Source organism: Streptomyces capitiformicae (genome assembly GCF_002214185.1).
GTDB classification, from domain to species: domain Bacteria; phylum Actinomycetota; class Actinomycetes; order Streptomycetales; family Streptomycetaceae; genus Streptomyces; species Streptomyces capitiformicae.
In genome coordinates this window covers 1,910,833-1,930,833 of the sequence record NZ_CP022161.1, presented here as the reverse complement: position 1 = coordinate 1,930,833, position 20,001 = coordinate 1,910,833, and the positions used below count along the sequence as shown (strand labels likewise).

Annotated in this window: 17 protein-coding genes and 1 riboswitch; of the genes, 12 read left to right on the top strand and 5 right to left on the bottom strand. The window is 70.5% G+C overall.

Annotated elements, in window-relative coordinates:
- Positions 1-85 precede the first annotated feature (85 nt).
- Entirely contained in the window at positions 86-325 is a 240-nt protein-coding gene (locus CES90_RS49405; RefSeq protein ID WP_229913556.1) for a hypothetical protein, read from the top strand.
- Between the two features lie 59 nt (positions 326-384).
- Here CES90_RS49405 and CES90_RS08560 read toward each other — a convergent pair whose 3' ends face one another.
- Entirely contained in the window at positions 385-945 is a 561-nt protein-coding gene (locus tag CES90_RS08560; RefSeq protein WP_189780639.1) for a DUF6082 family protein, read from the bottom strand.
- 288 nt (positions 946-1,233) lie between these two features.
- On the opposite strand from CES90_RS08560, the gene CES90_RS08555 reads away from it, so the two are divergent.
- Complete coding sequence (locus tag CES90_RS08555; RefSeq protein ID WP_189780638.1) at positions 1,234-2,334, top strand: CobW family GTP-binding protein; 1,101 nt, start codon at positions 1,234-1,236, stop codon at positions 2,332-2,334.
- 11 nt (positions 2,335-2,345) lie between these two features.
- Here CES90_RS08555 and CES90_RS08550 read toward each other — a convergent pair whose 3' ends face one another.
- Entirely contained in the window at positions 2,346-4,799 is a 2,454-nt protein-coding gene (locus CES90_RS08550) for a DNA gyrase/topoisomerase IV subunit A (protein WP_189780637.1), read from the bottom strand.
- A 309-nt stretch (positions 4,800-5,108) separates the two neighbouring features.
- On the opposite strand from CES90_RS08550, the gene CES90_RS08545 reads away from it, so the two are divergent.
- The 4 genes from CES90_RS08545 to CES90_RS08530 all read left to right on the top strand — a co-directional run bounded on the left by CES90_RS08545 (position 5,109) and on the right by CES90_RS08530 (position 10,027).
- Positions 5,109-6,503 (top strand): M16 family metallopeptidase, encoded by a 1,395-nt coding sequence (locus CES90_RS08545; RefSeq protein WP_189780636.1) that lies wholly within the window; start codon positions 5,109-5,111, stop codon positions 6,501-6,503.
- On the top strand, positions 6,500-7,888 hold the full coding sequence (locus CES90_RS08540; protein WP_189780635.1) for a M16 family metallopeptidase: 1,389 nt from the start codon (positions 6,500-6,502) through the stop codon (positions 7,886-7,888). The genes CES90_RS08545 and CES90_RS08540 overlap by 4 nt, the downstream gene beginning before the upstream one ends.
- A 212-nt stretch (positions 7,889-8,100) precedes the next feature.
- A riboswitch (cyclic di-AMP (ydaO/yuaA leader) is annotated at positions 8,101-8,275 on the top strand.
- Between the two features lie 12 nt (positions 8,276-8,287).
- Positions 8,288-9,073: a M23 family metallopeptidase gene (locus CES90_RS08535; RefSeq protein WP_189780634.1), complete on the top strand. Its 786-nt coding sequence runs from the start codon at positions 8,288-8,290 to the stop codon at positions 9,071-9,073.
- Positions 9,074-9,304: 231 nt separating this feature from the next.
- Positions 9,305-10,027, top strand: a complete 723-nt coding sequence (locus CES90_RS08530; RefSeq protein WP_189780633.1) for a GntR family transcriptional regulator — start codon at positions 9,305-9,307, stop codon at positions 10,025-10,027.
- A gap of 167 nt (positions 10,028-10,194) precedes the next feature.
- Here the strand turns inward: CES90_RS08530 and CES90_RS08525 are convergent, their stop codons facing one another.
- Complete coding sequence (locus CES90_RS08525) at positions 10,195-10,476, bottom strand: HPr family phosphocarrier protein (RefSeq protein WP_189780632.1); 282 nt, start codon at positions 10,474-10,476, stop codon at positions 10,195-10,197.
- Between the two features lie 188 nt (positions 10,477-10,664).
- Here CES90_RS08525 and CES90_RS08520 point away from each other — a divergent pair, with 188 nt between their 5' ends.
- The 5 genes from CES90_RS08520 to CES90_RS08500 all read left to right on the top strand — a co-directional run bounded on the left by CES90_RS08520 (position 10,665) and on the right by CES90_RS08500 (position 16,647).
- Positions 10,665-13,583, top strand: coding sequence for a bifunctional acetate--CoA ligase family protein/GNAT family N-acetyltransferase (locus tag CES90_RS08520; protein ID WP_189780631.1), 2,919 nt, complete (start codon positions 10,665-10,667; stop codon positions 13,581-13,583).
- Between the two features lie 136 nt (positions 13,584-13,719).
- Positions 13,720-14,307: a DUF5998 family protein gene (locus CES90_RS08515; protein WP_189780630.1), complete on the top strand. Its 588-nt coding sequence runs from the start codon at positions 13,720-13,722 to the stop codon at positions 14,305-14,307.
- Entirely contained in the window at positions 14,307-15,494 is a 1,188-nt protein-coding gene (locus CES90_RS08510) for an alkaline phosphatase family protein (protein WP_189780629.1), read from the top strand. Before CES90_RS08515 ends, CES90_RS08510 begins: the two co-directional genes overlap by 1 nt.
- A gap of 61 nt (positions 15,495-15,555) precedes the next feature.
- Positions 15,556-16,203, top strand: a complete 648-nt coding sequence (locus CES90_RS08505) for a thymidine kinase (RefSeq protein ID WP_189780628.1) — start codon at positions 15,556-15,558, stop codon at positions 16,201-16,203.
- A 60-nt stretch (positions 16,204-16,263) separates the two neighbouring features.
- Entirely contained in the window at positions 16,264-16,647 is a 384-nt protein-coding gene (locus tag CES90_RS08500) for a VOC family protein (RefSeq protein WP_189780627.1), read from the top strand.
- Between the two features lie 6 nt (positions 16,648-16,653).
- On the opposite strand, the gene CES90_RS08495 is transcribed toward CES90_RS08500, so the two are convergent.
- Positions 16,654-17,454 carry a VOC family protein gene (locus tag CES90_RS08495; RefSeq protein WP_189780626.1) on the bottom strand — a complete coding sequence of 267 codons (801 nt, stop codon included), beginning with the start codon at positions 17,452-17,454 and terminating at the stop codon, positions 16,654-16,656.
- Between the two features lie 326 nt (positions 17,455-17,780).
- Between CES90_RS08495 and CES90_RS08490 the strand changes: the two genes are divergently transcribed.
- The gene (locus tag CES90_RS08490) at positions 17,781-18,608 is read left to right on the top strand and encodes a sulfurtransferase (RefSeq protein WP_189780625.1); all 828 of its coding nucleotides are present in this window, start codon (positions 17,781-17,783) and stop codon (positions 18,606-18,608) included.
- A 151-nt stretch (positions 18,609-18,759) separates the two neighbouring features.
- Here the strand turns inward: CES90_RS08490 and sepH are convergent, their stop codons facing one another.
- The gene (gene sepH, locus CES90_RS08485; RefSeq protein WP_189780624.1) at positions 18,760-19,788 is read right to left on the bottom strand and encodes a septation protein SepH; all 1,029 of its coding nucleotides are present in this window, start codon (positions 19,786-19,788) and stop codon (positions 18,760-18,762) included.
- Between the last annotated feature and the right edge of the window lie 213 nt (positions 19,789-20,001).

Genomic DNA, 20,001 nt, shown 5'->3' with positions numbered 1-20,001 from the left:
ACCCCTCGCGCCGGGTCGGCCTCTGCGAGGATGCGCCTGCGCACCGAGTGGCAGCGTGCGCCTTGTGAGCAGAGGGAAATCAACATTGAGTCAGATTGTCCGCCGTCTTGGTGTCGCTCCGCGCTACCGAGGAAGTGCTACTGGTGCGACATGTCCCGATATTTTCGAATTGGCTGACGGGAACTTCGCCGTCATCGGTACAGATGCGACCGATTCTCTGGATGCCCAACTCCCCGCTGACGCCGCGCGCGCGGATGACGAACGAATCGTCGTGATCACTCGGGAGACCCTGGTCAGAGCGAAAGCGGATATCCCGGACGCCTGATCGTGCTGTCGTGAGGACACCGGCCCGGTGCGGTCATGCCGTTCCGGGCCGCCCAACGATCAAGGACCGCTGGGTGGTTCCCCGACCACCCACCACTCATCCGTGTCCGCTTCGTCGAGTTGCAGCAGCAGGTCGTCGACCAATTGGCCGAGTTCCGCCTCTTCGGTACCGGTCAGGCTCGCCCGCTGATGCTGGGTCGCGTACCAGTACTCCCGGACGATCGGGTTCTGGAACATGCCGCGCACATGTTTGAGGAACTCGTCCCTGCCCATGTTGCCGATGCGGTAGTAGCAGAGCAGGTTCGTGTACAGAGCGTTGGCGAAGAGGTACTGGCGGCGCCTCTCGGGTGTGACGGGCCGCTCGTAGAGGTCCAGTACCTCCGCGAGTTCGGGGTCGTCGATCGCCTTGCTCAACAGTTCCCAGTGCTGGCGCTGCTGCCTGGCCAGATTCGCCCTCTGTTGGGTACGCGCGGCTTGCTGTTCCAGGTGTTCCAGACGCGTGCGCATCGCTTCCACTGAATGGTGCTGTGCCGCTTTCGTGGCAAAAACCCCTGCGGCCAGGCCCAGACAGGCTGCGGCAGCCGAGGTCAGTCCTCGAAGCCCCGAGTTCCTTCTGGCCATGTCAACCCCCGATCAGGCGTCCATCCGCCGGTCGTCGGGTGTGGGTCGACAAGGTGGGGACCGGCGAGCGGTGGGCGGCGCTTGCCGTCTCCCAGTGTCGCCGAGCGGCTCTGGTCGGCTGGGAGGCGGAGAGGAGGCGCACGGAGGGATGTGCGGGCCGCGTAATCCGGCGCCATGCCCAACGTGTGCCCCGCGGGCGCCGCTAACAATCGTTCACTCCGCGGCGTATCCAGGCACTCGTATCCTGGGGCGGCATTCGAGGGTCCGCAACGGTGTGAGAGAGGGCGCGTGTTGAGCAGCCAGTCGTCGAGTCCGGCCCCGACCTCGGCTTCGAGTCAGCAGATTCCTGTCGTCGTCCTCGCCGGATTCCTCGGTTCCGGCAAGACCACGCTGCTCAACCATCTCCTCCACCGCAGCGGCGGCAGCCGTATCGGTGCCGTGGTCAATGACTTCGGGGCGATCGAGATCGACGCGATGGCCGTCGCCGGGGCGCTCGGGGACTCAACGGTCTCGCTCGGCAACGGATGCCTGTGCTGTGCCGTCGACGCCAGTGAGCTGGATGTCTATCTGGAGCGGCTCGCCCATCCCTCCGTCGGGATCGACGTCATCGTCATCGAGGCCAGCGGGCTCGCCGAGCCGCAGGAACTGGTGCGCATGGTGCTCGCCAGCGAGAACCCCCGGGTGGTGTACGGCGGGCTCGTCGAGGTCGTCGACGCCGCCGAGTTCCTCGACACCAGGCGGCGGCACCCCGAGATCGACCGCCACCTCGCCCTCGCTGACCTCGTCGTCGTCAACAAGGTCGACCGGGCCGAGGACGGCGACCGCGTCCTCGCGCTCGTCCGCTCGCTCAGCGATCGCGCCGCCGTCGTGCCCGCCACCTACGGGCGTATCGATCCCGAGTTCCTCTTCGACTGCCGGCCCAGCGAGGAGCGTGTCGGGCAGCTCTCCTTCGACGACCTCCACCGGCACGAGGAGCAGGACGGCGACGACCACCTCGGGCACCTGCACACCGCCTACGACAGCGTCTCCTTCGTGTCCGACCTGCCGGTCAACCCGCGGCGGCTCATGGACTTCCTCGACAGCAGGTCCGAAGGGCTCTACCGCATCAAGGGGTACGTCGACTTCGGGCCCCACGACACCCGCAACCGCTACGCCGTGCACGCCGTCGGGCGGTTCCTGCGGTTCTATCCCGAGCCCTGGGCGGCAGTGGCCGGTGACGACGGCCGGCTCACCCAACTCGTCCTCATCGGCGCCGGGATCGACGCCGCCGCCCTGACCAAGGAACTCGAGGCGTGCAAGGAGGACGCCCCACACGCCGACGAGCACAGCATGTGGGGCGTCCTGCGTTACGTACAGCGGGACGAGGCCGACGAACCCGACAGCCTCTGACTACGAAGCGGTCACACCGGTCCCGCCACCGACGCCACCGTCTTGCCCAGGGAGACGCCCGAGCCGTCGCGGCGCGGGTCCATCTCCGGGAGGTCCGCCGGGGTCCCGTTCTTCTGGGCGGCACGGGCCGGAGCGGGGCCCGCCCAGGCGACGGACAGGCAGTCCTCGCCCTTGAGGAACCGCTGGCAGCGGACGCCGCCCGTGGCGCGACCCTTGCGGGGGTACTGGTCGAAGGGGGTCAGCTTGGCCGTGGTCTGGACGGAGTCGTCCAAGGTGCCGCGTGAGCCCGCCACCGTGAAGACGACGGCGTCGGCGGCCGGGTCGACGGCCGTGAAGGAGATGACCTTCGCGCCCTCGGTGAGCTTGATGCCGGCCATACCACCGGCCGCACGGCCCTGCGGGCGGACCTGCGAGGCCTGGTAGCGCAGCAGCTGGGCGTCGTCCGTGATGAAGACCAGGTCCTCCTCGCCGGTGCGCAGCTCGACCGCGCCGACGATCCGGTCACCCTCCTTGAGGGTGATGACCTCCAGTTCCTCCTTGTTGGACGGGTAGTCGGGCACCACCCGCTTGACGACGCCCTGCTCGGTGCCGAGGGCCAGCCCCGGCGACGACTCGTCGAGCGTCGTCAGGCACACGACCGTCTCGCCGTCCTGGAGGGAGAGGAACTCCGTGAGCGGGGCGCCGCCCGAGAGGGTGGGGGCCGTCGCCGTCTCCGGCAGCTGGGGCAGGTCGATCACGTTCAGACGCAGCAGGCGGCCGGTGGAGGTCACCGCGCCCACCTCGCCCCGGGCCGTCGCCGGGACGGCGGAGACGATGACGTCGTGCTTGGCGCGCTTGCCGTCGCCCTCCGCGAAGGGCTCGCCGCCCGCCGTACGGGCCAGCAGCCCCGTCGAGGACATGAGCACCCGGCACGGGTCGTCCGCCACCTGGAGCGGAACCGCGGCCACCGGAGCGCCCGAGGACTCCAGCAGCACCGTACGGCGCTCGGTGCCGAACTTCTTCGCCACCGCGGCCAGTTCACCGGAGACCAGCTTGCGCAGCTCCGCGTCCGACTCCAGGATGCGCGTCAGCTCCGCGATCTCGGCGTTGAGCCGGTCCTTCTCCGACTCCAGCTCGATGCGGTCGAACTTGGTGAGGCGGCGCAGCGGGGTGTCGAGGATGTACTGCGTCTGGATGTCCGACAGGGAGAAGCGCTCCATCAGGCGCTCCTTGGCCTGCGCGGAGTTCTCGCTGGAGCGGATCAGCCGGATGACCTCGTCGATGTCCACCAGCGCGGTGAGCAGACCCTCGACCAGGTGCAGCCGGTCGCGCTTCTTGCCGCGGCGGAACTCCGAGCGGCGTCGTACGACCTCGAAGCGGTGGTCGAGGTAGACCTCCAGGAGCTCCTTGAGGCCGAGGGTGAGGGGCTGGCCGTCGACCAGCGCCACGTTGTTGATGCCGAAGGACTCCTCCATCGGCGTCAGCTTGTAGAGCTGCTCCAGGACGGCCTCCGGCACGAAGCCGTTCTTGATCTCGATGACGAGACGCAGGCCGTGCTGGCGGTCGGTGAGGTCCTTGACGTCGGCGATGCCCTGCAGCTTCTTCGAGCCGACCAGATCCTTGATCTTGGCGATCACCTTCTCCGGGCCGACGGTGAACGGCAGTTCGGTGACGACCAGACCCTTGCGGCGGGCCGTCACGTTCTCGATCGCCACCGTGGCGCGGATCTTGAAGGTGCCGCGGCCCGTCTCGTACGCGTCCCTGATCCCGGAGAGACCGACGATCCGGCCGCCCGTGGGCAGGTCGGGGCCCGGGACGTGCTTCATCAGAGCGTCCAGGTCCGCGTTCGGATACCGGATGAGGTGGCGGGCGGCAGCGATGACCTCGCCCAGGTTGTGCGGCGGCATGTTGGTGGCCATGCCGACGGCGATGCCGGACGAGCCGTTGACCAGCAGGTTCGGGAAGGCGGCGGGCAGCGCGACCGGCTCCTGCTCCTGGCCGTCGTAGTTCGGGGCGAAGTCGACCGTGTTCTCGTCGATCGACTCGGTCATCAGGCTCGTCGCGTCGGCCATCCGGCACTCGGTGTACCGCATGGCGGCCGGCGGGTCGTCGTTGCCCAGTGAGCCGAAGTTGCCGTGGCCGTCGACCAGGGGGAGCCGCATGGAGAAGGGCTGGGCGAGGCGCACCAGGGCGTCGTAGATCGACGAGTCGCCGTGCGGGTGCAACTTACCCATGACCTCGCCGACCACGCGGGCGCACTTCACATAGCCGCGGTCGGGGCGCAGGCCCATCTCGTTCATCTGGTAGACGATGCGGCGGTGCACCGGCTTCAGACCGTCGCGGGCGTCCGGCAGGGCTCGGGAGTAGATGACCGAGTACGCGTACTCCAGGAAGGAGCCCTGCATCTCGTCGACCACGTCGATGTCGAGGATCCGCTCCTCGTACGCGTCGTCGGGCGGCGGGGTCTTCGTGCTGCGGCGGGCCATCGCTGCCGGCTCCTCCTGTTTTCCTGGTCGCTCGCCTGCGGGGCGTTCGCCCCTTCGGCTCACTCTTGCTGCCACATGAACGGGATCTGACGCGGACCATTGTGGACTGCCGCACTGACAACGCGGACCATGACCCGGTGCTTGGGCGGCCCCCGGGGCCAGGGCGTACCGCCCGCAGGCTACGGGATCTCGCTCTCGGCGTACCTCGTCCGGGAACTTCGCCGGGCGTCCGCACGCTTGCATACAGTGGCAGGACCGGCAGGACAACCGCGGTTTTCACCGACCGCTCTCGCGATCGAGGGGACGTACATGCCCATGGGTCACACGGCCACAGCCGAGGCAGGCTCCGGAGGCCTGACAGTAAAGGAGCACCGCCTGGACAACGGCCTGCGGGTGGTGCTCTCCGAGGACCACCTGACCCCGGTCGCCGCCGTGTGCCTCTGGTACGACGTCGGTTCGCGCCACGAGGTCGAGGACCGTACGGGCCTGGCCCACCTCTTCGAGCACCTGATGTTCCAGGGCTCGGGTCAGGTGAAGGGCAATGGGCACTTCGAGCTGGTCCAGGGCGCCGGCGGCTCGCTGAACGGCACCACCAGCTGGGAGCGCACCAACTACTTCGAGACCATGCCCGCCCACCAGCTGGAGCTCGCGCTGTGGCTGGAGGCCGACCGCATGGGCAGCCTGCTGGTCGCGCTCGACCAGAAGAACCTGGACAACCAGCGGGACGTCGTCAAGAACGAGCGCCGGCAGCGCTACGACAACGTGCCGTACGGCACCGCCTTCGAGCGGATCTTCCGCCTGGCCTACCCGGAGGGACACCCCTACCGGCACACGCCGATCGGCTCCATGGAGCACCTGGAGGCGGCCAGCCTGGAGGACGCCCGTCAGTTCTTCCGCACCTACTACGCGCCCAACAACGCCGTCCTCTCCGTCGTCGGTGACATCGACCCGGACCAGACACTCGCGTGGATCGAGAAGTACTTCGGCTCCATCCCCGCGTACGACGGCAAGCCCGAGCCCCGTGGCGGTGCGCTGCCCGACACCATGGGCGAGCAGCTGCGTGAGGTCGTCGAGGAGAACGTCCCCGCGCGCGCGTTGATGGCCGCCTACCGGCTGCCCGAGGACGGCACGCGCGCGTGCGACGCCGCCGACCTGGCGCTCACGATCCTCGGCGGCGGCGAGTCCTCCCGCCTGTACAACCGGCTCGTACGCCGCGACCGTACGGCCGTGACGGCCGGCTTCGGCCTGCTGCGCCTGGCCGGCGCTCCCTCCATGGCGTGGATGGACGTGAAGACCTCCGGCGACGTCGAGGTGCCCGTCATCGAGGCCGCCGTCGACGAGGAACTCGCCCGGTTCGCCGCGGAGGGCCCCACGGCGGAGGAGATGGAGCGCGCCCAGGCCCAGTTGGAGCGCGAGTGGCTGGACCGGCTCGGCACGGTCGCGGGCCGCGCCGACGAACTCTGCCGCTACGCCGTGCTGTTCGACGACCCGAAGCTCGCCCTGACCGCCGTCGACCGTGTGCTCGCCGTGACCGCCGAGGAGGTCCAGGAGGTCGCCAAGGCGCGCCTGAGGCCCGACAACCGCGCGGTGCTCGTCTACGAGCCCGTCGCAGGCGAAGAGGCCGAGGCGGAGGCCGCCGAGACGGAGGCCACGCAGACGGAAACCGCCGAGACCACCGACGAGAACGAGGAGTCGGCGAAGTGACCGAGCTCGCGACCATGGACTTCCACCCGCAGCCCCAGGCCGGCGAGGCCAGGCCCTGGGCGTTCCCGGCACCCGAGCGCGGCACGCTGGACAACGGCCTGACCGTGCTGCGCTGCCACCGCCCCGGCCAGCAGGTCGTCGCCGTCGAGGTCCTCCTCGACGCTCCCCTGGACGCCGAGCCCGCCGGCCTGGACGGCGTCGCCACGATCATGACCAGGGCCTTCTCCGAGGGCACCGACAAGCACTCCGCCGAGGAGTTCGCCGCCGAACTGGAGCGTTGCGGCGCCACCCTCGACTCGCACGCCGACCACCCCGGCGTCCGGCTCTCCCTCGAAGTTCCCGTCTCACGGCTGGCGAAGGCCCTGGGCCTGCTCGCCGACGCCCTCAGGGCCCCCGCGTTCGCGGACAGCGAGATCGAGCGCCTGGTGGCGAACCGGCTCGACGAGATCCCGCACGAGACCGCCAACCCGGGCCGCCGCGCCGCGAAGGAGCTCTCCAAGCAGCTGTTCCCGGCCGCCTCACGCATGTCGCGCCCCCGCCAGGGCACCGAGGAGACCGTCGAGCGGATCGACTCCGCGGCCGTACGCGCCTTCTACGAGAACCACGTACGCCCCGCCACGGCCACCGCCGTGGTCGTCGGCGACCTCACCGGGGTCGACCTCGACGCGCTGCTCGGCGACACCCTGGGCGCCTGGACCGGCTCTGCGGCCAAGCCGCGCCCCGTTCCGCCCGTGAGCGCCGACGACACCGGGCGGGTCGTCATCGTGGACCGCCCCGGGTCCGTCCAGACGCAGCTGCTCATCGGCCGTGTGGGCGCCGACCGGCACGACCGCGTGTGGCCGGCTCAGGTGCTCGGCACCTACTGCCTCGGCGGCACCCTCACCTCCCGGCTGGACCGCGTCCTGCGCGAGGAGAAGGGCTACACCTACGGTGTGCGCGCGTTCGGCCAGGTGCTGCGCTCCGCGCCCGACGGGTCGGGTGTCGCGATGCTCGCCATCAGTGGCTCCGTCGACACCCCGAACACCGGGCCGGCGCTGGACGACCTGTGGACGGTGCTGCGCACCCTCGCCGCAGAGGGGCTGACCGACGCCGAGCGCGACGTCGCCGTGCAGAACCTCGTCGGGGTCGCCCCCCTCAAGTTCGAGACGGCCGCGGCCGTGGCGAGCACGCTGGCCGACCAGGTCGAGCAGCACCTGCCGGACGACTACCAGTCGACGCTGTACCAACAGCTCGCCGCCACCGGCACCGTGGAGGCCACCGCGGCCGCCGTGAGCGCCTTCCCGGTGGACCGTCTGGTGACCGTCCTCGTCGGTGACGCCGCCCAGATCGAGGAGCCGGTCAGGGCCCTCGGCATCGGCGAAGTCACCGTCGTACCGGCCGAGTAGAGGCCGAGTAGAGCTGGGGCAGAAGTACGCGCATTACGGGCCCCTGGTGACGGAAGAGTCACCAGGGGCCCGTTTGTCCATATTGATGGGGGAGGTTGCACGTCTGCCCTGTGGCGTACGCCTCAAAACCCGTGATGCGTTTGTTATTTCAACGGCGGCCCGCTTAGCGTCAGTCCGGCTGTTCGCCAGCAGTTCGCCGCGCCCGCGGCACCGGACAGTCATCGCCGAGTCCCCGTACGGCGCGAGCCAGGGGAGCCGGGGACCCACCGCAGTCCCTGGGGTGAATCGGACGCCCTTCGCGAAGCGCCGCGAAACGAGGGGCTTCCGTAGGAGACCTTCCTGCTCCGAACCCGTCAGCTAACCCGGTAGGCGAGAGGGAAGGAAAGGACCAGCCTCTTCATGGCGTTCACCCGCGCCCCCGGGAAGCACCGCCGTCCCCGCCGCGTGCAGCGCACGACCACGAGGACCGTGGGCGTCGCCGCTCTCACGACCACCGGTGTCATCGGCACCGTGTCCGTCCCGGCGCTCGCCGCGGAGCCCGCCCCCGAGCAGACCGGCCTGAACCAGATCATCGCGCTCGGTGACACGGTCGCCGAGCAGGTCGACGCCCAGGCCATCGCCCAGCAGCAGGCCGCCGAGGTGGCCGCCGCCAAGCAGAAGGCACAGGAGGAGGCCCGCAAGGCCGCCGCCGAGAAGGCCGAGCAGGAGCGCAAGGCGGCCGAGGAGCGGGAGGAGGCCAAGGCGCGCGCCGCCCGCGCCGCCGAGCGCGAGCGCCTCAACTCCTATGTCGCCCCCATCAGCGGCTCGTACGTCTCCACCGGCTACAAGACCGGTGGCGCCGTCTGGTCCTCCGGCAGCCACACCGGTGTCGACTTCCACGCGGCGTCCGGCACGGCCGTCCTGGCGGTCGGCTCCGGCACCGTCGTCGAGGCGGGCTGGGGTGGTGCCTACGGCAACAACATCGTCATCAAGATGAACGACGGCACGTACACCCAGTACGGCCACCTGTCGTCCATAGCCGTCTCCGTCGGCCAGACGGTCACCCCCGGCCAGCAGATAGGCCTCTCCGGTGCGACCGGCAACGTCACCGGCGCGCATCTGCACTTCGAGGCCCGGACGACCGCCGAGTACGGCTCGGACATCGACCCCGTCGCGTACCTGCGCTCGCACGGCGTGAACGTCTGACGAACCGCTCAGCGCTTCAGGAGGCCCCGGCTCACCCAGCCGGGGCTTTCCTCGTTGCGACGTACGCCTTGTCCGTTGTGAGGTACGCCCTTGTCCGTTGTGACGTACCTCCTGTCCAAAAAATATCCATGGATTCCGACCCGCCATCGGAAATTCCGGCCCGCTGCAATAGAGTCGCTTGAACACACGTCAATCAGCGACGTTTCACGGGGATTAAGGCGGAGGTCGGTCATGCGTATTCCGGCGCACTCGGTATGCACGGCGATCCGTGATGACATCGTCGCGGGTGTCTACGAGCGCGGCAGCCGTCTCACCGAGGAACTGCTCGCGCGCCGGTACGGCGTCAGCCGTGTCCCCGTGCGCGAGGCGCTGCGCACGCTGGAGGCCGAGGGCTTCGTGGTGACCCGCAGGCACGCGGGCGCGTGTGTCGCCGAGCCCACCGAGCAGGAGGCCGCCGACCTGCTGGAGATGCGCATGCTGCTGGAGCCGCTGGGCGCCGCCCGCGCCGCCCAGCGCCGCACCGAGGCGCACCTCAAGGTGCTGCGCGGCCTGGTCAGGCTGGGCCAGGAGCGGGCCAGGCGGGGCAACAGCGAGGATCTGCGCTCGCTGGGCGGCTGGTTCCACGAGACGCTCGCCCAGGCCTCCGGAAGCCCCGCCCTGACCTCGACACTCGCCCAGCTGCGGCACAAGATCGCCTGGATGTACGCGGTCGAGGCGCCGGCCAACCCCGTGGAGTCCTGGGCGGAGCACGGCGGCATCGTGGACGCGGTCGCGCGCGGCGACAGCGAGCGCGCGCGGACGATCACCGCCCTGCACACCGAGCGCGCCACCGCCGCGCACCGGCTCCGATTCCCGAGTGGGCCCGGCGGGCCTGGCGCGCTTGGCGCGGCCGAGCGCCCGGATCGTGTGAGGACTTCGCAACACCCCGTAAACACGCCGAGCCTGCGTCATTAACACGGGAGCCGTATACAAAGAGGGTAGGAATTCGAGGGGTGTTATTTCTGCTGCCCGCAGAACATTTTTCCCTCCTCGCACCCCTCCTCGCGCCATGGAAATGCAAAGGGCCCGCCCGATGAATCGGACGAGCCCTTTTCTGGCCTTTCGGGCCTTTATCGCGTCATTCAGACGGTCTCGGGAAGCTCCTCGAGGCCCTCGGCGACGAGCTTCGCCAGACGGTCGAGCGCGACGTCCGCGCCCTCGGCGTCGGAGGCGAGGACGATCTCCTCGCCGCCCTTGGCGCCGAGGCCGAGGACCGCCAGCATGGAGGCCGCGTTGACGGGGTTGCCGTCGGCCTTGGCGATCGTCACGGGGATACCGGAGGCCGTGGCGGCCCGGACGAAGATGGATGCGGGTCGGGCGTGGAGGCCCTCGGCCCAGCCGACGTTGACGCGGCGCTCAGCCATGTGATGCTGCCCTTCAGGTGTATCGGGTACCTCTAAGAGGTCTAGACCGGGTTGTCTAGACCAGTTTCCCATATCGTGAAGCGTGCCGGAACGGGGCCCACGGCCTGACCGCGAACCGGCGTCGTGCTTCTGTTGTTTCCCCAGACTGTCCCGCGCCGTTGTCGGACGCGAGCCTTACTCTGGGGCCCATGCAGACCTCGTCGGACCGGCATGAGTACCCCGCCCACTGGGAGGCCGACGTGGTGCTGCGCGACGGCGGCACCGCACGCATCCGGCCCATCACCGCTGATGACGCCGAGCGCCTGGTCAGCTTCTACGAGCAGGTCTCTGACGAGTCGAAGTACTACCGCTTCTTCGCGCCGTACCCTCGCCTGTCCGCCAAGGACGTCCACCGCTTCACGCACCACGACTTTGTGGATCGGGTGGGGCTCGCCGCCACCGTCGGCGGCGAGTTCATCGCCACCGTACGCTACGACCGGATCGGCGCCGACGGAATGCCCGCGTCGGCACCAGCCCACCCGTCTCCCACCACCGCCCTTGCCGGAGAGCGCTCCGCGCTCGCCCCTTCTGGATTGGCCGAGGTCGCCTTCCTCGTCCAGGACGCCCACCAGGGCCGCGGCGTCGCCTCCGCCCTCCTCGAACACATCGCCGCCGTCGCCCGCGAGCGAGGCATCAGGCGCTTCGCCGCCGAGGTGCTGCCCGCCAACACCAAGATGATCAAGGTGTTCACCGACGCGGGATACCAGCAGAAGCGCAGCTTCGAGGACGGCGTCGTACGCCTGGAGTTCGACCTGGAGCCCACCGACCGCTCCCTCGCCGTGCAGCGCGCGCGGGAGCAGCGCGCCGAGGCCAGGTCCGTCCAGCGCCTGCTCGCCCCCGGCTCGGTCGCCGTCATCGGCGCCGGGCGCACACCGGGCGGAGTGGGCCGCAGCGTGCTCGCCAACCTGCGGGACGCAGGGTTCACGGGTCGGCTGTACGCGGTGAACAAGGCCGTCCAGGACAAGGAACTCGACGGGGTCCCGGCCCACCGGAACATCGGCGACATCGAAGGGCCCGTCGACCTCGCGGTCGTCGCCGTCCCGGCCGAGTACGTTCCCGAGATCGTCGCCGAGTGCGGTGAGCACGGCGTGCAGGGGCTCGTGATCCTCTCCGCCGGGTACGCCGAGAGCGGCCCCGAGGGCCGCGAGCGCCAGCGCGAACTCGTACGCCAGGCGCGCACCTACGGCATGCGCATCATCGGGCCGAACGCCTTCGGGATCATCAACACCGCCCCCGACGTGCGGCTCAACGCCTCGCTCGCCCCCGAGATGCCGCGCTCGGGGCGCATCGGCCTCTTCGCCCAGTCCGGCGCCATCGGGATCGCGCTGCTGTCCCGGCTGCACCGGCGCGGGGGAGGGGTCACCGGGGTCACGGGCGTCTCGACGTTCGTGTCGTCCGGCAACCGGGCCGACGTGTCGGGGAACGACGTCCTGCAGTACTGGTACGAGGACCCGGACACCGATGTCGTACTGATGTACCTCGAGTCCATCGGCAACCCGCGCAAGTTCGCCCGGCTCGCCCGGCGGACGGCGGCGGTCAAGCCCCTCGTCGTGGTCCAGGGCGCACGCCATGGGGCGGCTCCGCAGGGGCATGCCGTACGCGCCACCCGGCTGCCCCACACCACCGTGTCCGCGGTGCTGCGGCAGGCCGGGGTGATCCGCGTCGACACGATCACGGACATGGTCGACGCCGGGCTGCTGCTCGCCCGGCAGCCGCTGCCGGCGGGGCCCCGCGTGGCGATCCTCGGCAACTCGGAGTCGCTGGGGATGCTCACGTACGACGCGTGCCTCTCCGAGGGGTTGCGGCCGTTGCCTCCGTTGGACCTGACCACCGGGGCCTCGGCGGAGGACTTCTACGCGGCGTTGTCGCGGGCGTTGGTGGACGAGTCGTGCGATGCGGTGGTGGTGACGGCGATACCGGCGCTGGGGGAGATCACGCCGGATGACGCGGCCTTGGCGGAGGCCTTGCGCTCTGCTGTTGCTGCGAATCCTTCGAAGCCGGTGCTTGTTGTGCACGTCGAGTTGGGTGGGCTTGCTGAGGCGTTGTCGGCTGCGGCCAGTACCGCGCCACAGGTTGGCGCAAAGGCACCCGGCGCTGTAGGCGGTGCCCACCCTCTCCCACTCTCGACTTCGCTCGAGCGGGGGGACCCCCGTCGCCCTGTGGAACGACTGCCCACCGAGGTGCCAGAGGCATCCCCCTCCGAGGCCCATCTCATCCCCGCCTATCCCGCCGCCGAGCGAGCCGTTCGGGCGCTCTCCGAAGCTGTGAAGTACGCGCAGTGGCGGCGGGAGGCGGCGGAGCCCGGGAGGGTGCCCGAGTACGAGGACATCGACGAGAAGGGGGCCGCCGAGCAGATCGACGCGTTGCTGGCGCGGGGGGAGGGGCTCACGCTCGGTGCTGCGGAGACGGGCGCGCTGCTCGCCCGGTACGGCATCCACGTGCGGGAGGCCCGGCCCGCGCCCACGCCGGACGAGGCCGTGACGGCGGCGCGGGCCATCGGTTACCCGGTCGCCCTCAAGACGACCGCCCCGCACCTGCGGCACCGCGCCGACCTGGGCGGCGTACGGCTGGACCTGGCGGACGAGGAACAACTGCGGCGGGCGTACGCGGAGTTGACGGAGCTGTTCGGGCAGCCGGCGGAGTTGCGTCCGGTCGTCCAGGGCATGGCCCCGCGCGGGGTCGACACGATCGTACGGACCGTGGTCGACCCGGCGGCCGGAGCGGTGCTCTCGTTCGGGCTCGCCGGTCCCGCGTCGCAGCTGCTCGGGGACATGGCGCACCGGCTGATTCCGGCCACCGAGCGGGACGCGGCCTCGCTCGTCCGGTCCATCCGGACGGCTCCGCTCCTCTTCGGCTGGCGGGGGTCCGCCCCGGTCGACACGGAGGCGCTCGAAGAGCTGCTGCTGAGGGTGTCCCGCCTGGTCGACGACCACCCCGAGGTCGTGGCGGTCTCCCTGGAACCGGTCGTCGTGGCCCCGCACGGACTGAGCGTGCTCGGCGCCACCGTACGGCTCGCGCGCCCACCCGCCCGCGACGACCTCGGCCCAAGGACGCTTCCCGCGTACTGAGGACGCTTTCCGTGTACGGAGGGTGTCCCGTGTACTGAGGGTGTGTCCCGTGTACTGAGGGTGTGCATTGTTCCGTCCACGACAGAGACGGCGGAGCGGTCCCTCGCAGTCAGTGCCTCCCCGTAGGATGGGCGTCATGGCCAAGACCAGTACGACGACCCAGGGGCTGCGTGCGGCGATCGAGCGCAGCGGCTACTACCCGGCCCTCGTGGCCGAGGCGGTGGAGGCCGCTGTCGGCGGCGAGGCCATCAAGTCGTACCTGGTCCATCAGGAGACCACGTTCGACGCGAACGAGGTGCGCCGGCATGTGACCGTGCTCGTCCTCACCGGCAACCGTTTCATCGTCAGTCACACCGACGAGCAGGCCGCGGACAGCACGTCGCCGACGCCGTACGCCACGACCTCCACCGAGTCGGTGAAGATCGGCCGGATCTCGTCGGTCGTGGTCAGCCGGGTCGTCGCCAACCCCGAGTCGTACGCCCCGGGCACCCTGCCCCGCGAGGTCGTCCTGACCATCGGCTGGGGCGCCGTCTCCCGCATCGACCTGGAGCCCGCCGCCTGCGGCGACCCCAACTGCGAGGCGGACCACGGGTACACGGGCAGCTCGACGGCGGACGACCTGAGCCTGCGCGTCAGCGAGGCCGGCGACGGCCCGGAGACGGTGCGTCAGGCCCTCGCCTTCGCGCAGTCCCTCTCCGAGGCGACCGCGGACCCCGCCCGCTGATGGCAGTGCCCACCTGGGACCACCCGGAACCCCTCGCCGTCGGCTCCGCACCCGTTCCGGAGTACGGCACCGGCTCGCTCGCCGATCTCCTGCCGACCCTCGCGGCGGGCATGGGAGTGCCCGGTACGACCGCCGCGATACCGGAACTGACCGAGGTCGACCGCGCCTGTGTGTTCCTGATCGACGGACTGGGCTGGGAGCAGCTGAAGGCGCACCCGGATGAGGCGCCCTTCATGACCTCGCTGCTGGCCTCCTCGCGCGGCGGCACCGGCCGCCCCATCACCGCCGGCTACCCCGCCACCACCGCGACCTCCCTCGCCTCCGTGGGTACCGGCCTGCCGCCGGGCGCGCACGGGCTGCCCGGCTACACGGTCCGCAACCCCGAGACCGAGGAGCTGATGAACCAGCTCCGCTGGCAGCCGTGGACCGCGCCGCGCGTGTGGCAGCCGTACCCCACGGTCTTCCAGCTCGCCGACGACGCGGGCGTCCACACCGCCCAGGTCACCTCCCCGATCTTCCAGAACACCCCCCTCACCCAGATCGCGTTGAGCGGCGGCACCTTCCACGGCCGTCTCTCCGGCGAGGACCGCATGGCCCTGGCCGCCGAGCAACTGGCCGCCGGGGACCGCTCGTTGATCTACACGTACTACTCCGAGCTGGACGGCGCGGGCCACCGCTTCGGCCTCGACTCGGACGCCTGGCGCGGACAACTCATGTATGTCGACCGGCTGGTCCAGCGGCTGGCGGAGCAACTCCCGCCGCGCAGCGCGCTGTACGTCACCGCCGACCACGGCATGATCGACATCCCGTTCGACGAGCAGCACCGCATCGACTTCGACGAGGACTGGGAACTGCGCGCCGGGGTCGCCCTGCTGGGCGGCGAGGGGCGCGCCCGCCACGTCTACGCACTGCCGGGCGCCGAGTCGGACGTCCTGACCTGCTGGCGCGAGGTGCTGGGCGAGCAGTTCTGGATCGCCTCCCGCGACGAGGCGATCGCCGCGGGCTGGTTCGGCCCGGCCGTCGACGAACGGGTGTACGCCCGCATCGGCGACGTGGTCGCCGCCGCCCGCGACGACGTCCTGATCATCGCGACCGAGCGGGAGCCCAAGGAGTCGGCGATGGTCGGCAACCATGGCTCGATGACGGCCGTCGAACAACTGGTCCCGCTCCTCGAAGTACGCTCCTGAAGCCCTGCCCCCGTCCTGCCCCGTCCCGTCGCCGTCGTTGCCGAAAGGTGCTCAACTCAACATGCCCGAGCTGGTGTTCTTCTCCGGAACCATGGACTGCGGGAAGTCGACGCTGGCCCTCCAGATAGAGCACAACCGCTCCGCGCGCGGCCTCCAGGGCATGATCTTCACGCGTGACGACCGCGCGGGGGAGGGAAAGCTTTCCTCACGCCTCGGCCTGGTCACCGACGCCGTGGAGGTCGAGGACGGCCAGGACCTCTACGGGTACCTCGTGGACCACCTCTCCCAGGGCCGCCGAGCGGACTACGTGATCGCCGACGAGGCCCAGTTCCTCGCCCCCGAGCAGATCGACCAACTCGCCCGCGTCGTCGACGATCTGGGCCTGGACGTCTATGCCTTTGGCATCACCACCGACTTCCGCTCGAAACTCTTCCCCGGCTCCCAGCGCCTGGTCGAGCTCGCCGATCGCGTGGAAGTCCTCCAGGTGGAAGCCCTCTGCTGGTGCGGCGCCCGCGCCACCCACAACGCCCGCACCATAGGCGGCCACATGGTCGTCGAGGGCGCCCAAGTCGTCGTCGGCGACGTCAACCAACCCGACGACATCGGCTACGAGGTCCTCTGCCGCCGCCACCACCGCCGCCGTATGACAGCGGCGACGGCCCGAGCGGCCTCCCTGTCCCCGGACGTACTGCCGGTGTCGTCGGCCTGAGACGGAGGCACGCAGCGCAACTCGGTGGCGGCCGCGGTGGAAGTCAGGAAGGCTCCCACCATGGTTTCGACTTTGCAGAACGTGGCGATCGACTGTGCGGATGCCTACGAGCTGGCCCGGTTCTGGAGCCGGGTGACCGGCCGCCCGTTGCATCCGGAGGACAGACCAGGGGATCGGGAGACCCAGGTGCTGCTGGCCGAGGGACCGATCCTGCACTTCAACCAGGTGCCCGAGCCCAAGACGGTCAAGAACCGCCTCCACCTGTGCCTGCGCCCCGAGACCCCGCGTGAGCAGGAGGTGGAACGGCTGCTGGGCCTTGGCGCCACCTTCGTCGCCGATCACCGCGATCCCGACGGCTCGGGCTGGGCAATCCTCGCCGACCCCGAGGGCAACGAATTCTGCGTCCTGCGCAGCGAGGCCGAGCGAGCCGCGACGGCCCACTGACCGGGGTCAGCGCTCGGCCTGTTCCAGGTGTACCAGGGCGAACACCGCCCCCTCCGGGTCCGCCACCGTCGCCATGCGGCCCTGGGGGGTGTCGTGGGGTGGTTTGACGACGTGGCCGCCCAGTTCGATGACACGGTTGACCGCTTCGTCGGTGTCGGCGGCCTCGAAGTACGTCAGCCAGTGGGCTCCCCGGTCGCGGGGGAGGGCGGGGCCGAGGCCGTGGATGCCGGCGACGGGGCGGCCGTTGATGTGCAGGGTGACGTGGTCGGAGTCGGCGGAGGGGACCGGCTCCTCGTCGTAGCCGAAGGCGGTCTCGTAGAACTTGGCGATGTTCTCGGTGTCGTAGGTGAGGAGTTCGTCCCAGGCCGGGGTGCCGGGCACCCCGGTGATGCCGGTGCCGAGGTGCGCCGCCGCCTGCCAGATGCCGAAGACGGCGCCCGCGGGGTCGGAGGCGATCGCGAGGCGGCCCGCCTCGCCGGCGTCCAGCGGTCCGACCCCGACGGTGCCGCCGCAGTGCCGTACGGTCTCCGCCGTCAGATCCACGTCGTCCGAGGCGAAGTACGGTGTCCAGGCGATGGGGAGATGCCGGTCGGGCGAGAGTTGGCCGATGCCCGCCACCTCGCGGCCGTCGAGCAGCGCCCGTACGTACGGCCCGAGCGGCTGCGGGCCGGGCTGGAACTCCCAGCCGAACAACGCTCCGTAGAACTCCTGGGTCGCTGCCATCCCGTGCACCATCAGACTCACCCAGCAAGGTGTGCCCGGCGGATACGCACCGTTCCGGCCGGTCGACCCCCGTGCCTCGGTCATCGTCACTCTCTCCTCGGCCCCTCACGGAGCCATGTCCGTCCGCCCCTCCGTACGCGCGTACCGCGTCCACGCGCGATCACGCACTGTGCCGATGCTCGCACCACCCGTAGTGCCACGCGTCCGCGCCGCACCGCCGAGCCGACGCGCAAGTGCGTGCGTAGGATGCCCGGTCCGCCGGTACCGTCGCTTTCCGCTTCGCTGCCGTGTGATGTACATCGGTTGTACGGCATGTGCCCGATCCTGTACGCCTGGTGATCGGGACTGTCCGGCGGGCAGAGTAGCCGGACCTGGACGACGCGGCCACCCCGTGCGCGAGGATGGGGGACATGAACGCCATCATCTCCGCGTCCGATCTGGCGAGCGAGCTGGCCGGATCGAACCCCCCGGTCCTCCTGGACGTCCGCTGGCAGTTGGGCGGCCCGAACCTGCGCCCCGAGTACGAGAAGGCGCACATCCCGGGAGCCGTCTTCGTCGATCTGGATTCCGAACTCGCCGGTCCGGCAGGCTCCGCCGGCCGCCACCCGCTGCCCGACCTGGAGACCTTCGCTACGGCGATGAGGGCGGCCGGCGTGTCCGCCGACCGGGCTGTCGTCGTCTACGACGGCGGGCTCAACTGGGCCGCCGCTCGCGCCTGGTGGCTGCTCCGCTGGGCCGGCCATCCCTCGGTGCGTGTGCTCGACGGCGGTCTGGCGGCCTGGGACGGCCCGCTGACGGCCGAGATCCCGGAGCCCGCCCCCGGCACCTTCACCCCCGTACCGGACGCCCTGCCGCTGCTCGACGCGGACGGCGCCGCCGCGCTGGCCCGCACCGGGCTGCTCCTCGACGCGCGGGCCGCCGAGCGCTACCGCGGCGACGTGGAACCGATCGACCCGGTCGGTGGCCATATCCCGGGCGCGGTGTCGGCTCCGACCACGGAAAACGTGGCCGAATCCGGTCTGTTCCGTCCTGCCCCCGAACTCGCCGACCGTTTCAAGGCGCTCGGCGCGACCGCCGACTCCGAGGTAGGCGTCTACTGCGGCTCGGGCGTCTCGGGCGCCCACCAGGTGCTCGCGCTGGCCGTCGCGGGCATCCCGGCGGCCCTCTACGTCGGCTCGTGGTCGGAGTGGTCCCGGGACGGCAGTCGCCCGGTGATCACCGGGCCCGATCCCCAGTGACGGACCACTGATGGCCCACTGACGGTCCGCTGACGGCACGCCGTGGGGCCCGCGTCTGAACGACGCGGGCCCCACATGCGTATGTATGAATAACCGATCCTGCACGAACGGACCTACGGGCGACGGGCCCGCGCGTGTTTGCGGGGGCCTGCTACTCCTGTTTCTTGCGTCGTGTACCGAACACGATCTCGTCCCAGCTCGGCACCGCCGCGCGACGGCCGGGCCGGACACCGTCGGCCTCGGCCTGCCGGTCGGTGGAGCCGATGAGCCGGTCGCGGTGGCCGTTGACCGACCGCGGCATGAGGACGTCCGCGTAGGCGGAACCGGCCGAGGCCGCGGGCGCCGCGGGCTCTTCCTCCGGGACCTCCTCGACGGGCTCCTCCTGTGGCTCCGCGGAAGGCAGTTCGGGCACGACCAGGTCGCCCCGGTAGCTGGGCACGGCCTCCAGGATGCTGGTGAGCGAGTCGCGCTCGCTCACACTCTCCTCGTCGGGGTCGGGTCCGGCGGGCAGGACGGGACGTTCCGCGTGGCGGTCCAGGGGGCGGTCACGGGGCAGCCGCGCGATCCTCGGCACGAACGGGAAGCTCGGCTCGGGCGCGCCGAGATCGTCGGACTCGCCGATCAGTGAGCGTGCCTCGTCGTCGACGGCCTGGACGAGCCGCCGGGGCGGGTCGTACGTCCAGCTCGCCGAGTGCGGTTCGCCCGCGACCCGGTAGACCAGCAGGACCTCCCAGGTGCCGTCGTCGCGGCGCCACGAGTCCCACTGCACGGTGTCCTTCTCGGCGCCCCGGATCAACAGCCGTTCCTGAACGGCCTCCCCGAGCTGGGGCCCGGTCGCGTTCTCACCGGGGCGGCGGACCGGCGTCTTGCGGGCCCGCTCGGCCATGAAGGCACGCTCGGCGAGCACGGGGCCCTCGAAGCGGCGGACCCGGTCGACGGGGATGCCTGCGAGCTGCGCGACCTCCTCGGCCGTGGCACCCGCGCGTATACGCGCCTGGATGTCACGGGGGCGGAGATGGCTCTCGACCTCGATCTCGATCTGGCCGAGGCGCGGACGGTCGCCGCGGACGGCGGCCCGCAGCCGTTCGTCGATCGGAAGCGTGTACTCCGTGGAATCGGCAGCCTTCAGCACCAGCCGTGTGCCGTCATTTGAGACGGCCACGACACGCAGTTCGGGCATGGGGACCTCCCGGGTGGTGCCTGCCGACGTCACGTGCGTCGCTGCTTCCGCTAGTCGAGTGTGGCCTGCCCGGGTGCAGCCTGCCACAACCTTGCCGAGTTGCCCGGCGTGTCGAGCGCGAGCCCGAGGCCGCCGTTATGGCACGGTTACCTATCCGCAACGCTAAGTGACGAAATTCATCACCCTGTGCAACGATCCCCCTCCCGGCGGTCC